Source organism: Variovorax sp. PBL-H6, from assembly GCF_901827155.1.
Lineage (GTDB): Bacteria > Pseudomonadota > Gammaproteobacteria > Burkholderiales > Burkholderiaceae_C > Variovorax.
On the sequence record NZ_LR594659.1, the window covers coordinates 3,831,324 to 3,843,109 of the forward strand.

Genomic DNA, 11,786 nt, shown 5'->3' on the forward strand with positions numbered 1-11,786 from the left:
TCGAATAGCTACCTCGGGCATGGCGCTTCCGTCAAATGGATTTCTGGTTGACCCGCTTCGAGAGCTCGGCTGCGCTCTCCTTGCGCTCGCTGTAACGGTCCACCAGGTAGCTGCTGACATCGCGGGTGAGCAGCGTGAACTTGAAGAGCTCTTCCACCACGTCCACGATGCGGTCGTAGTAGCTTGAGGGCTTCATCCGGCCAGCCTCGTCGAACTCCAGGAAGGCCTTGGCCACCGACGACTGGTTCGGGATGGTGATCATGCGCATCCAACGACCGAGCACACGCATCTGGTTCACGGCGTTGAATGATTGCGAACCGCCCGAGACTTGCATCACAGCCAGTGTCTTGCCCTGGGTGGGTCGTACCGCCCCCAAGGCGAGTGGAATCCAATCAATCTGCGCCTTCATGATGCCGGTCATGGCCCCATGGCGCTCTGGTGAAGTCCAGACCATCCCCTCGGCCCACTGGGCGAGCTCACGCAGCTCCTGGACCTTGGGGTGACTGTCCGGCGCGCTGTCCGGCAGGGGCAGGCCGGCGGGGTCGAAAATCCTGGCCTCCCCTCCCATTGCTTCGAGAAGGCGAGTTGCCTCGAAGGTCACCAGACGACTGTACGAGCGCTCCCGCAGGGAGCCGTAGAGCATCAGGAAGCGCGGCTTGTGCTGCGAGGGCTTGCGTACGCTCAGGCGGGCGTGCGTCGGCGAGTCGAACACTCCGGTATCGAGCGCCGGGAAGGACGCGGGCGTTTTGAGCGGGGTAACTTCGGACATATCGGGATTTTTCAGGATGCAGTTTGGCCGGCTTCGTACCAGTCCTGGGTACGGTTGACGACCGCGACGACCGCAAGCATGACCGGCACTTCGATGAGGACCCCGACCACGGTGGCCAGCGCAGCGCCGGACTGGAAGCCGAAGAGGCTGATGGCGGTCGCGACTGCCAGTTCGAAGAAATTGCTCGCGCCAATCAGCGCCGAGGGGCCGGCCACGCAGTGCTTCACCCCGAGCTTGCGGTTGAGCAGGTAGGCAAGTCCCGAGTTGAAGACCACCTGGATGAGAATCGGCACGGCCAGCAGCGCGATGACCAGGGGCTGGTCGAGGATGGCCTCGCCCTGGAATGCGAACAGCAAAACCAGTGTCAGCAGCAGGGCCGAGATGGAGAGGGGTCCCAGTCTGTCGGCCACAGCCTGGAAGTGTCCAGCGCCACGGCGCAGAAGCGCTGTGCGCCACCACTGCGAGACGACGACCGGCACGACGATGTAGAGGCCCACCGAGACCAGCAGGGTGTCCCACGGAACGGTGATGGACGAAAGGCCAAGCAGCAGCGCAACGATGGGCGCGAAGGCGACCACCATGATGGCGTCGTTCAGGGCTACCTGCGACAGCGTGAAATACGGGTCCCCCTTGCACAGCTGGCTCCACACAAAAACCATCGCCGTGCACGGCGCGGCGGCGAGCAGGATGAGCCCGGCGACGTAGCTGTCGAGCTGTTCGGCAGGAAGGTAGTGTGCGAACACGTGGCGGATGAAGATCCAACCCAGCAGCGCCATCGAGAACGGCTTGACCGCCCAGTTGATGAACAGCGTGACCCCGATGCCGCGCCAGTGCGAAGTGACCTGGCCGAGGGCACCGAAGTCAATCTTCAGCAGCATCGGAACAATCATCACCCAGATGAGGAAGCCCACCGGGACATTGACCTTGGCCACTTGGAGGCTGGCGACCGCCTTCGAAAAGCCCGGCAGTATCTGGCCCAGGGCGATACCGACGACGATGCACAGGGCCACCCACACGGTCAGGTAACGCTCGAAGAAGCCGATGGCGGGCCTGGCAGGCGCCGCCGCAGGGACAGTGAAGCTGGTCATCGGGAAACTCGTTCTTTGAAGCTAGGGCGCATCCCCTCGGCGAGCACGGTGCGCCGAGTCAGTAGTGGGTGCGAAGGATGAGTACGTTGGAGGTCCTGGCTCAGCGAGTCGCGATGTCCTTGACTTCCCGACGGCGTCCCTGGCCCGTGCCTTCAGTTCGGCAAGCTCATCCGCCTCGTCTGTTGTTCCATCTGTTGCTCCTCCGCAGGTTCAGCATTGGCAAGACGCCGCCGCGTCGACGAGGCATTCTTCGCCTTGGCAGCAGTTTTCTGTGAGATACCCCAGCACGCCATTCATCCGCTCGTAGGCGGCCCGATAGATGATGTTGCGGCTGGCTCGTTCCTGGGTCACGAGGCCGGCGGAGGCGAGCTCCTTCAGATGGAACGACAGAGTTGTCGCAGGCACATCCAAAGCCTCCTGCATCACGGAGGGCGTGAGGCCCCGTCGTCCCGTCACAACCAAGGCCCGGAAAACCTGAAGGCGCAGGGGGTGCGCTAGCGCCGCAAGGGATTGAACAACGTCATGCTCTTCCATCCGCCCATCATACGGGAAAAGTCGTACTATCAAGGAACCCATCCAAGATGGCCGGTGCTCATGGCGTCGACAAGCCCTCTCTCGAGGAAAAATATGGCCCAGGCTGACCCCCCGCTCTCACTCTTGCGTGACGCTGCGCACTTCCTGTTCTTCACCGGCAAAGGAGGCGTCGGCAAGACTTCCATCGCCTGCGCCTGCGCGTTGGCCCTCTCCGAAGGGGGGAAGCGCGTGCTGCTCGTCAGCACCGACCCGGCTTCCAATCTCGACGAGATGCTCGGCGTAGCGCTATCTGACTGGCCGCGCGAGGTGCCGGGCGCTTCCGGCCTTTGGGCGATGAATATCGACCCGGACGCTGCTGCAGAAGGTTACCGTGTCCGCGTCCTGGACAAGATGGCTGCGAGCAGTTCGACAGCAGAGCGCGAAACGGTCCGTGAGCAACTCTCGGGAGCTTGCACGACGGAGATTGCCGCCTTTGACGAATTCATCGGCCTGTTGGCGGGGGATGTGAAGGGTTACGACCACGTCGTCTTCGACACCGCCCCCACGGGGCACACCTTGCGGCTGCTGAGCCTTCCCAAGGCCTGGACCGGCTTTCTTGAAGGGAACGACCGCGGCGCGTCGTGTCTTGGGCCCCACTCCGGCCTCAAGATGCAGGAGGAGCGTTTCCGGACCGGCCTCAAGGCGCTCTCTGATTCGGACCAGACAGCCATCGTGCTGGTGACGCGCGCCGACAGTGGCGCACTTCGCGAGGCGGCGCGCACGCATCAGGAACTGCTGCAGTTGGGCTTGGCCAATCAGCGTCTTCTCGTGAATGCGGTGTTCAGGGCAACCATGCCCGGCGATGCGGTGGCCAACGCCTTGCAGAGAATTGGTGAGGAGGCCCTTGCCAAGATGCCCGATGCCTTGCGAGCCCTACCGCAAGACCAGGTGCCCCTGCGCTCGTTCGACATGGTGGGATTGCCCGCCTTGCGGGCCTTGCTCGCACTGCAGACGACCGTTGCGCCAGCAGACTCGAGGGTGCCGGTGGTTCCCGCAGAAGTTCGAAGGCTGCACGCATTGGCCGATGAACTCGCACAGCGGGACCATGGACTGGTGATGGTGATGGGCAAGGGGGGCGTGGGCAAGACAACCATTGCTGCGGCATTGGCGGTCGCGCTGGTCCAACGCGGCAAGTCAGTGCATCTTTCGACCACGGATCCCGCCGCGCATCTCGCCTCGACCGTCGAAGGCCAGATGCCCGGACTCGAGGTGAGCCGCATCGACCCGCTGGCCGAGACTCAGCGATACGTCGAGAAAATTCTGGCTGCCCGAGGCAAGGACCTGGACGAGGAGGGCCGCGCACTCTTGCTCGAGGACTTGCGTTCTCCCTGCACTGAAGAGGTGGCCGTCTTCCACGCCTTTTCGCGGACGGTGGGCGAAGCTCGCAATTGCTTCGTCGTGCTCGATACCGCCCCCACCGGGCACACGCTGCTGCTCATGGACGCCACAGGTGCATACCACCGGCAGATGGCCCGCGAGTTCGAAGGCAAAGGAACAGGCCGCATCGTGACCCCGTTGATGCGTCTCCAAGACCCCGACTACACACGCATCATCATTGTCGCGTTGCCCGAAGTCACGCCCGTCTCAGAGGCGGCGGCGCTGCAGGACGACCTTCGGCGCGCCCAGATCGAACCGTTCGCCTGGGTCGTCAATCGCAGCTTGATGGCAAGCGGCAGTCGGGACCCACTGTTGGCCTCGCGGATGGCAGGCGAGGCGAAGCAGTTGGACAGGGTGCGAGAGCTTGCTCGCAGGACGTACGTCGTACCTTGGTCTGCCAAACCCTTGACGGGCATTTCGGCTCTGCGCGAAATGTCCACGAGTGGCGTTATGGACGCATAGGGACTTGTCGAGCGGGACTTTGCAGGAATGCCTGCGCCGGCGAGGAGGTACTTCGTGTCCACGATGTGCTGTCGGACTGCGAGGTCACTGGCCAGGTTCAAGCTCCCCGCTTGCCCTCGAGGTGCTGGTGCACAGGGAGCGCATTCAGGGGAATACGAAGGTAGGCGATCCCGTTGTCGTCAGCGGGCGGCAACTGCCCGCCCCGTACGTTGACCTGAATCGATGGAAGTATGAGCGTCGGGACCTCGAGGGTTGCATCGCGTGCCGTGCGCATGGCGACGAAGGCATCCTCGCTGATGCCGTCGCGGACATGGATATTGTGGGCTCGTTGTTCTGCGACAGTGGTCTGCCATCGAGGCTCCCGTGACGAAGGCGGGTAGTCGTGACAGACGTACATCGTGGTTGCCGGCGGCAAGTCCAGCAGTCTGCGCATCGAGGTGTAGAGCTGGCGTGCGTTCCCGCCAGGAAAATCCGCGCGGGCGCTGCCGACGTCCGGCATGAAAAGCGTGTCGCCGACGAAGACGGAGCCGTCCACCAGATAGGCCATGTCGGCCGGGGTGTGCCCCGGCACCAGCATCGCGGTAGCCTCGACCTCGCCAATTCTGAAGACCTCGCCGTCCTTGAAAAGATGGTCGAACTGGCTGCCGTCCGGCAGGAAGCTGCGCTCCAGATTGTAGAGCTTCCTGAAAGTCGCCTGAACGGTGCGGATGTTCTCGCCGATGGCGGTGAGGCCGCCGACCTGCGCCTGGACGTAGCGTGCGCCGGACAGGTGGTCGGCATGCGCGTGCGTCTCCAGAATCCAGTCGACCTGCAGACCCTTGTCCCGAACATAGGCCAGCACCCGGTCGGCCGACGCCGTGCCCGTGTGCCCCGACCTGAAATCGTAGTCCAGCACCGGGTCGATGACTGCGGCCCGCCCCGTTGCGTGGTCCCAGACGACGTAGGAGACCGTCCACGTGTTCGGGTCGAAGAAGCCTTGGATGGTCGTGCGGGGGGTCATGGGTAGCTCCGTCGGTGCGATGTTCAATCGATTGACAAATATTATATAAATATACATACTATGTCAATCGCAACCGAAACCGTCTACCCGCATACATGAAGCGCTCTTCCCCCGTCATCGACCCCGAGCTCCTGCGCAGCGCCGCTGGCAAGGCGGTCGGCGCCCTCAAGGTGCTCGCCAACGAAGACCGTTTGCTCCTGCTGTGCCAGCTCTCGCAAGGCGAGATGTGCGTGAGTGACCTCGAGCAGACGCTGGGCATTCACCAGCCGACCCTGTCGCAGCAACTCGCTGTGCTTCGCAACGAACAGGTGGTCCACACCCGCCGCGAGGGCAAGAGCATCTTCTACAGCGTGGCCGACCCGTCGATGCTCGAAATCCTTGAGCTTCTCTATCGTTTCTACTGTCCAAAGGAAGAATGATGTCCGTCGACTGGAACCACTTCACGCCGCTCGCCGCCCTCGCCGGCGGCGTGCTCATCGGCATCGCCGCGGCGATGTTCGTGCTGCTCAACGGCCGCATCGCCGGAATCAGCGGCGTGCTCGGGGGATTGCTCAGGCCGGTCAGGGGCGATAGCGTCTGGCGCGTGGCCTTTGTCCTTGGACTTGTCGGTGCGCCGCTGGTTTACCTGTTGTTCGCGGCGCTGCCCAAGCCACAGATTGATGCCGGGTATGGCGCGCTGGTCGTGGCGGGCCTGCTTGTAGGGGTGGGTACGCGCTACGGCTCCGGTTGCACCAGCGGCCACGGTGTCTGCGGACTCTCTCGACTGTCGCCCCGCTCACTCGTCGCCACTGCTGCCTTCATGGGCGCCGGCTTTGTCACGGTGTTCGCGACGCGTCATCTGCTCGGTATCTGAGGAGTCCTTCATGATTGCTCTCGCTTCGCTGCTTGCCGGCCTGGTCTTCGGCCTTGGCCTGATCGTCTCCGGCATGGCCAATCCGGCCAAGGTGCTTGGCTTCCTGGATCTCGCCGGTCACTGGGACCCGTCCCTGGCCTTCGTCATGGCCGGCGCCATTGCCGTCGGCGCGGTCGCGTTCACCATGGCCCGTCGTCGTGCGATGTCCTTCCTGGGCGCCGAGATGCGCCTGCCTTCGGCGCGTCACATCGATCGCCGCTTGGTGCTCGGCAGCGTGCTCTTCGGCATTGGATGGGGTGTCGCCGGCTTCTGCCCGGGACCGGCCCTCGTTTCCCTCGGAATGGGGGAAGTGAAGGCGCTCGTCTTCGTGGCCGCGATGCTTGTGGGCATGGGCGTCTTCGAGCTATTCGAGCGCCGCAAGCGCGCGACGGCGCCGAACGCCGCCTGAGGTCCGCCGATGACGAACATGGCGACCTGGCTTGCGGCGCTGGCCACGGTGGCCATCCTCCTGTCCTATGAACTCGCCCTTGCACGCGGACATCGCCGAAGGCCCGAGCACCTCGCGCGCACCGCGCATGCGCAGCTGCGCGAAGAATGGTTCGCCGCCGTGTCGGCCCAGAAAGGCTCGGAAATCCTGGCGGTGCAGACGCTTCGCAACTCGCTGATGTCGGCCACGATGACTGCGTCGACAGCTGCGCTGGCGTTAATGGGCACCGCGACCTTGACCGCTCCGTCGCTTCACTCGGCTTTCGGCGATACACCTGGTCTGCCGTTCTTCACGGTGCGACTCGCGCTGGAGTTCGTTCTGATGTCATTGTTGTTCGCCTCGCTCCTGTCGTCGGTGATGGCTGTGCGCTACTACAACCACGCTGGATTCATCAGCGCGATGCCGGTGGGCTCCGAGGCACGTATTCGCTGGAGCGCTGCCGGCAAAGCCTACGTGCGGCGGGCCGGCATCCTCTACAGCTGGGGGCTCAGGCATCTTGTTCTGGTTGCTCCCATCCTGGCCTGCATTGTTCACCCGGCTGCGGGTCCTGCTGCAGCCGTTGGCGTGGTCGCCGTGTTGGTTAGCTTCGACCGCTTTGGAAGCAAGGGCGAACTGCTGTGACGCTTGCGGCCTTCTTGCGCGACGGCAGTCCCGCCGCGCGTAAGAAAGCCTTTGCGCAAGACGGTGTTGGAGGCAGCTGAAGTCCGCGGTTTTGCCACACCAATTGCGCCTATCGCACGTGCTGTGGTGGGACGCGCCTGGCTGCAAAGATTCAGCTTCGTCATGTGTCCGGAATCGGCTCTCGCAGAGTCTCTTCACTGAAGTGACGGCCATGGCAAAGACTGAATTGCAAATCGTGTTGCACGCACCAACGGCGAATGCGCTGTCGCGAGCGCGCCGCAACGTGGCCAATCTCACTGCAGAAGCGCCTGGGGCCACCGTGCGCATTGTCGTCAACGGCGAGGCTGTTGCGGCAGCGCTGGACAACCCAGACGAGACGTTCGACCGACTCCCGCTGGTATGTCCAAACTCGCTCAAGCGAATCGGGCGACCAGCCGCCCCACCGCTGAGGGTGCTGCCGGAATCGGGGGTGCTGGCGCTGGCAAGGCAGCAATCCGAAGGATGGCAGTACATTCGCGCTTGAGGCAGTGCATCGTCAACGACAGGGAGCGACCTACCGTCGCTGAAAGGAATGAACATGGACTACGGATTCCACGCCACCATCAAAGGCCCTTTCGAAACAGCTGTACAGCGGGTGTTGGACGCGCTCAAGGCGGAGGGTTTCGGCGTCCTATCCGACATCGACCTGCAGAAGGCGATGAAAGAGAAACTGGGCAAGGAGATGCTGCCGCACCGTATCCTGGGCGCGTGCAACCCGCCATTGGCTTACAAGGCGCTTCAGGCAGAGGCCAATATCGGCCTGCTCTTGCCGTGCAACGTCACGGTGCGACAGGAGGACGGCGGCGATATCGTCGTCGGATTCTTGAATCCCGACCTCATGGTCCAATTGACCGGGAGCCCGAAATTGAAGGAAGTGGCCGAAGACGCGTCAGCGCGCCTGAACCGCGTGCGCGAAGCTTTGCAGAGCTGACTAGTCCTTTTCCACCGGCAGTTCGCAAGCCATCCATGCCTGCCAGCTACCGGGAATGTTGCCGACGTCGAATCCCCTGGCCTGCAACAGGCTGGCGCCTATGGACGCGCGGTAGCCGCTGTCGCAGTACACCGCGAAGCGCTGCCCCTTCGACAACTCCCCGAGTCTCGAGGGCAGCTCAGGCAAGAAGATGTGTCGCGCGCCCGGTGCATGTCCCTTCATCCACTCCTGTGGTGAGCGGACATCAAGCAGCGTGAGCAAGCCTTGCTCGCTCTCCTTCGCTGCCTCGGCAACATGAAGTTGCCGCAATGTTTGCAACGGCAGCCCGGCGTTCTCCCAACTGGACATGCCGCCGACCAAGTAGCCCGCGAACAGTTCGAAGCCTGTTCTGGCTAAATGGGCGGCGACCACATTTAGCTTTGCGTCGCTGTCCAGCACGAGTAGGAGTGGCTGGTCCGGCTCGAGCATCCAACCCGACCAGATGCTCAGATGGCCAGTTGCGCCAATGTTCAACGCTCCCTGCACATGAGCGCCGCCGAAGGCCAGCAGGTGGCGCGTGTCGACAACAACAGTATTGCCCGCGCTCATCGCCTTCTGAAAGTTCGCGGGAGGAAGTGGCTGAATCGCGGTCGAGGGCGCTTCGCGCGGTTGGCTTGCGGTATTGCGCTCCTTAATTCGCGGGTAGTAGCGGGGCTTGGGCGGCAGATTCTCAAGAGCCGCCGCCCGGAAAGAAGAACCGTCAGCCTGTTGCAACAATTCATTGTTGCGCCGCTCGTAGCCGATGGTCGTACTTGTCTTGTCGCCGATAGCTGCGCCACAAGGCGAGCCGTGGACATGCGTAGGGTAGACCTGTACTCCGTCATCCAGAGATAGGAAGCACTCGCGCAAGCTATTGAACTGAGCCTGCGTCAGCTCGTCGACGCGCTCCTGGCCGAGCAGGTCGGTCCTGCCCGCGGCGCCCACAAGGAGAGACCCGCCGGACAGCACCGCGAAGGGGGCATCCTTTTTGTCCTTCTTCGCAACGAGCAGGGAGATGTGCTCGGGCGTGTGCCCAGGGGTGTGCTTGACCGTGAGCAACACGTTTCCCAACTCAAGGACCTGACCGTTCATCACGAGCCGATGCTCAAACCCATACGATGGCGCATCGTGCCCGCCAACGCAAACCTCGGCGCCGCCGGAGGCCTTGGCGAGGGCCGTGGCGCCGCTCACAAAGTCCTCATGGATGTGGGTCTGCACGACGTGCGTAATGGCAACGCCATATTCGCGCGCCGCTTCCACATACTGCTGGATGTCGACCTGTGGGTCGATGACAGCCACAACTCTGGCCGAGTCGTCTCCCACGAGGTAGCTGGCGTCGCCAATGGCCTCGGTGACAAACTGCTTGAAGATGAGTGCCATAGCGACTTCTTCCTGTCAGCGACTGGCGGCAGGGACAGGCGCACTAACCGCCTTCTTATCGACCACGCCGGGGATGGGCTTGGTGTCGTGAAATGCACCCTTCAAGTCGTCCACGCCAGATTGCGGCTTGGCCAATGATTGCAGGTCGGCACGTTGCTGGCGCTTTTCCGAGCTGCTGATGTCCATTTTCTTATCACGCTGCTCCACGAGCCCCGGCTTCGCTTCGCCGTCGTGATTGAAAGACCAGGCCAGCATCGGCGCTCCGAGTGGCAGCTTGTCACCTGCTTGGCCCATGGTTCCGGTGTCCCAGACGTGCCAGGTCTTGCCGTAGCTGTTCATCTTCTCCTTCATGAGCGCCTTCTCGGCGACCGCTGGGATGCCCGGAGCGACGAGCTGTCCGCTGAGAATTTCAGCGTTGTGCGGGTGCCAATACTTTCGCTCGCCTTCCGGTAGAGTTTCGAAGAGCTTTTCGGAAATGATGTACTCGATACCGGTCTGGACCCAACCGGGGAGTTGCGCTGCAGGGCCTTCGCACCCAACTCGAGAGTTCGCGTTTTCGCGGTCTTGTCCGCGCCAGGTGGCTGTTGCGTCTGCGCAAGTGCGCTTGCTCCGATGCAGACGGCAAGAGGCAGGAGAAGAACTACCCAAAGCCGCCTCGGTCGCTGTACTACGTACGACATTTGCATGCTCCTATTTGTCTACCGCTGCGAGGCTAGCCCGAACCCGTTCGCTGACGGGTGCTGCCTCGCTGGATGGGACCTGGTCGAAGTCACCACGCAGGGCTTTCAGGGCATAGCGTTCGCGCTCGATTTCCCTTTGGGTTCGGACACCCAGCCGACGGAATACAGGAATGGGAGGACACCAACCTTGGAGTGCGTGCTGGGCGAAGAAGCCAAAGACGCCGGCAGGAAGGAGCAAGAACTTCCTGTCGACAGTCGTGGCGAGCGCCATCCCCAGCAACACGATGATGGACGCGTTGGTCTGTAGCAAACGTTCGACATCCCACTCGCGGTCCAAGGTCTCCAAGCGCTGCTCAATTTCGGAGGCGGGTGCGCGTTCGAGGCGAACGACTTCCGCGTCTGTTCGCTGTCGAATGGCTTCGTTGAGTTCGGGCCGCGTATGCAGCTCCACGCGATTGGCGGTCGCAGGGAGACGGTCAGATACGCTCATGGCAGGCTCCTAGTGCAGACCGGGACGGGACTTGTCGTCAGGCTTCTTCGGCTCTTGAGCCGGTTCACCGGAACCCGCTGTCGCGGCGGCTTGGGGCGCCCCCATGTTGGTGAAGTCGCCCCGCAATGCCTTCAAGGCGTATCGTTCCCGTGCGATTTCCTTCGCGGTCCGCAGTCCCAGGCGTCGGAAAAGGGGCATGAGCGGGTAGCGGCCCGTCGCTGCCTGCAGCAGCACGGCGCTGGCGACGATTGCGGGCAACGCAAGAAACCTCTTGTGAGCGAACGCGCCCAACGCGAGCCCGAGCAGTCCCATCGTCGCCGCTTCCGTTTCCAACGCGCGGTCGGTATCCCACTCGCGATCGAGTTCAGTCAGTCGTCGATCGGTTCTGGCCGGCGAGTCGGCACAACTCGTCAAGCTTGAAATCGTCACGTCGTCAATGCGGCGCAGCACTTCGACGGCCGTGTGGCGCCTGACCCGGTCTGCGATGTCATTCATCTCTGTCTAAGGCTCCACGATTTAGCCCAGGCATAGCGCCTTGCCACGAAGGTCTTTCTAACGCCTGCAGAAGCAATGTTCGAAGGCTCCTTCCAACCTTGGAGCGGCCAACAAGCAGAAGCTAGCCTCCCTCAAGCACCCCCGTCCTTCGTGTCTTGCTCGCGGCTCTGTAGGCGCAGTTCCCATCGACATCTGGGCTTGCAATCGATGGCGGCCTTTTGCTGGCTTCCACGCGGTTCAGGTCGAAGTTTCGGAGCGCTCCAGCTTGGCGAGCAGCGTATGTGCCAGCGCCACTGTCTTGTGCTCCATGTTCGCCACGTGATAGCAGCCCAGCGCTCGCCCCTCGTAGCTGATGGCCGCGAACGGGAAGTGCTGGCCGAGCGCCGTCGCAGCATCGTGCAGGCATTCCGCGATCGACCGCAGTCCCTGTCGCACGTAACGCTCGTCGGCGTTGCCGGTGCTCACGCTGTAGTTGAAATACCTGTCTCGGATCTTCTTGATATCGACGTGCGGATGCATAGAG

16 protein-coding genes are annotated in these 11,786 nt (G+C 62.8%); 7 read left to right on the top strand and 9 right to left on the bottom strand.

Features of this window, described 5'->3' with window-relative positions:
* Positions 1-31 precede the first annotated feature (31 nt).
* The 3 genes from arsH to G3W89_RS18135 form a co-directional block, all read right to left on the bottom strand.
* Entirely contained in the window at positions 32-769 is a 738-nt protein-coding gene (gene arsH / locus G3W89_RS18125) for an arsenical resistance protein ArsH (protein WP_162575480.1), read from the bottom strand.
* 11 nt (positions 770-780) lie between these two features.
* Entirely contained in the window at positions 781-1,857 is a 1,077-nt protein-coding gene (arsB, locus tag G3W89_RS18130; protein ID WP_162575481.1) for an ACR3 family arsenite efflux transporter, read from the bottom strand.
* Positions 1,858-2,067: 210 nt separating this feature from the next.
* Positions 2,068-2,391, bottom strand: coding sequence for an ArsR/SmtB family transcription factor (locus G3W89_RS18135; RefSeq protein ID WP_162575482.1), 324 nt, complete (start codon positions 2,389-2,391; stop codon positions 2,068-2,070).
* A 93-nt stretch (positions 2,392-2,484) separates the two neighbouring features.
* On the opposite strand from G3W89_RS18135, the gene arsA reads away from it, so the two are divergent.
* On the top strand, positions 2,485-4,269 hold the full coding sequence (gene arsA, locus G3W89_RS18140) for an arsenical pump-driving ATPase (protein ID WP_162575483.1): 1,785 nt from the start codon (positions 2,485-2,487) through the stop codon (positions 4,267-4,269).
* A gap of 97 nt (positions 4,270-4,366) precedes the next feature.
* Here arsA and G3W89_RS18145 read toward each other — a convergent pair whose 3' ends face one another.
* On the bottom strand, positions 4,367-5,269 hold the full coding sequence (locus G3W89_RS18145) for an MBL fold metallo-hydrolase (RefSeq protein WP_162575484.1): 903 nt from the start codon (positions 5,267-5,269) through the stop codon (positions 4,367-4,369).
* Between the two features lie 95 nt (positions 5,270-5,364).
* Between G3W89_RS18145 and G3W89_RS18150 the strand changes: the two genes are divergently transcribed.
* The 6 genes from G3W89_RS18150 (at position 5,365) to G3W89_RS18175 (ending at position 8,200) form a co-directional block, all read left to right on the top strand.
* The gene (locus G3W89_RS18150; RefSeq protein ID WP_162575485.1) at positions 5,365-5,688 is read left to right on the top strand and encodes an ArsR/SmtB family transcription factor; all 324 of its coding nucleotides are present in this window, start codon (positions 5,365-5,367) and stop codon (positions 5,686-5,688) included.
* Positions 5,688-6,122, top strand: coding sequence for a YeeE/YedE family protein (locus G3W89_RS18155; protein WP_162577538.1), 435 nt, complete (start codon positions 5,688-5,690; stop codon positions 6,120-6,122). The genes G3W89_RS18150 and G3W89_RS18155 overlap by 1 nt, the downstream gene beginning before the upstream one ends.
* 10 nt (positions 6,123-6,132) lie before the next feature.
* The gene (locus G3W89_RS18160) at positions 6,133-6,570 is read left to right on the top strand and encodes a YeeE/YedE family protein (RefSeq protein ID WP_162575486.1); all 438 of its coding nucleotides are present in this window, start codon (positions 6,133-6,135) and stop codon (positions 6,568-6,570) included.
* An 18-nt stretch (positions 6,571-6,588) separates the two neighbouring features.
* A complete protein-coding gene (locus tag G3W89_RS18165; protein ID WP_232076612.1) occupies positions 6,589-7,230 on the top strand; it encodes a DUF599 domain-containing protein in 642 nt (213 codons plus the stop codon).
* Positions 7,231-7,441: 211 nt separating this feature from the next.
* On the top strand, positions 7,442-7,753 hold the full coding sequence (locus G3W89_RS18170) for a DsrE family protein (RefSeq protein WP_162575488.1): 312 nt from the start codon (positions 7,442-7,444) through the stop codon (positions 7,751-7,753).
* Between the two features lie 54 nt (positions 7,754-7,807).
* A complete protein-coding gene (locus G3W89_RS18175) occupies positions 7,808-8,200 on the top strand; it encodes a DUF302 domain-containing protein (RefSeq protein WP_162575489.1) in 393 nt (130 codons plus the stop codon).
* On the opposite strand, the gene G3W89_RS18180 is transcribed toward G3W89_RS18175, so the two are convergent.
* The 5 genes from G3W89_RS18180 to G3W89_RS18200 all read right to left on the bottom strand — a co-directional run bounded on the left by G3W89_RS18180 (position 8,201) and on the right by G3W89_RS18200 (position 11,782).
* On the bottom strand, positions 8,201-9,598 hold the full coding sequence (locus G3W89_RS18180; RefSeq protein WP_162575490.1) for an MBL fold metallo-hydrolase: 1,398 nt from the start codon (positions 9,596-9,598) through the stop codon (positions 8,201-8,203).
* 15 nt (positions 9,599-9,613) lie between these two features.
* Complete coding sequence (locus G3W89_RS18185) at positions 9,614-10,246, bottom strand: DUF1264 domain-containing protein (RefSeq protein WP_232076614.1); 633 nt, start codon at positions 10,244-10,246, stop codon at positions 9,614-9,616.
* A 42-nt stretch (positions 10,247-10,288) separates the two neighbouring features.
* A complete protein-coding gene (locus G3W89_RS18190; RefSeq protein ID WP_162575491.1) occupies positions 10,289-10,768 on the bottom strand; it encodes a hypothetical protein in 480 nt (159 codons plus the stop codon).
* A 9-nt stretch (positions 10,769-10,777) separates the two neighbouring features.
* Complete coding sequence (locus G3W89_RS18195; protein ID WP_162575492.1) at positions 10,778-11,263, bottom strand: DUF2892 domain-containing protein; 486 nt, start codon at positions 11,261-11,263, stop codon at positions 10,778-10,780.
* Positions 11,264-11,500: 237 nt separating this feature from the next.
* The gene (locus G3W89_RS18200; RefSeq protein WP_162575493.1) at positions 11,501-11,782 is read right to left on the bottom strand and encodes a hypothetical protein; all 282 of its coding nucleotides are present in this window, start codon (positions 11,780-11,782) and stop codon (positions 11,501-11,503) included.
* Positions 11,783-11,786 lie beyond the last annotated feature (4 nt).

What these genes read in the sequence shown, in the direction of transcription:
- arsH (WP_162575480.1), bottom strand. Translation starts at nt 769, where the DNA reads ATGTCCGAAGTTACCCCGCTCAAAACGCCCGCGTCCTTCCCGGCGCTC.
- arsB (WP_162575481.1), bottom strand. Translation starts at nt 1,857, where the DNA reads ATGACCAGCTTCACTGTCCCTGCGGCGGCGCCTGCCAGGCCCGCCATC.
- G3W89_RS18135 (WP_162575482.1), bottom strand. Translation starts at nt 2,391, where the DNA reads ATGGAAGAGCATGACGTTGTTCAATCCCTTGCGGCGCTAGCGCACCCC.
- arsA (WP_162575483.1), top strand. Translation starts at nt 2,485, where the DNA reads ATGGCCCAGGCTGACCCCCCGCTCTCACTCTTGCGTGACGCTGCGCAC.
- G3W89_RS18145 (WP_162575484.1), bottom strand. Translation starts at nt 5,269, where the DNA reads ATGACCCCCCGCACGACCATCCAAGGCTTCTTCGACCCGAACACGTGG.
- G3W89_RS18150 (WP_162575485.1), top strand. Translation starts at nt 5,365, where the DNA reads ATGAAGCGCTCTTCCCCCGTCATCGACCCCGAGCTCCTGCGCAGCGCC.
- G3W89_RS18155 (WP_162577538.1), top strand. Translation starts at nt 5,688, where the DNA reads ATGTCCGTCGACTGGAACCACTTCACGCCGCTCGCCGCCCTCGCCGGC.
- G3W89_RS18160 (WP_162575486.1), top strand. Translation starts at nt 6,133, where the DNA reads ATGATTGCTCTCGCTTCGCTGCTTGCCGGCCTGGTCTTCGGCCTTGGC.
- G3W89_RS18165 (WP_232076612.1), top strand. Translation starts at nt 6,589, where the DNA reads ATGGCGACCTGGCTTGCGGCGCTGGCCACGGTGGCCATCCTCCTGTCC.
- G3W89_RS18170 (WP_162575488.1), top strand. Translation starts at nt 7,442, where the DNA reads ATGGCAAAGACTGAATTGCAAATCGTGTTGCACGCACCAACGGCGAAT.
- G3W89_RS18175 (WP_162575489.1), top strand. Translation starts at nt 7,808, where the DNA reads ATGGACTACGGATTCCACGCCACCATCAAAGGCCCTTTCGAAACAGCT.
- G3W89_RS18180 (WP_162575490.1), bottom strand. Translation starts at nt 9,598, where the DNA reads ATGGCACTCATCTTCAAGCAGTTTGTCACCGAGGCCATTGGCGACGCC.
- G3W89_RS18190 (WP_162575491.1), bottom strand. Translation starts at nt 10,768, where the DNA reads ATGAGCGTATCTGACCGTCTCCCTGCGACCGCCAATCGCGTGGAGCTG.
- G3W89_RS18195 (WP_162575492.1), bottom strand. Translation starts at nt 11,263, where the DNA reads ATGAATGACATCGCAGACCGGGTCAGGCGCCACACGGCCGTCGAAGTG.
- G3W89_RS18200 (WP_162575493.1), bottom strand. Translation starts at nt 11,782, where the DNA reads ATGCATCCGCACGTCGATATCAAGAAGATCCGAGACAGGTATTTCAAC.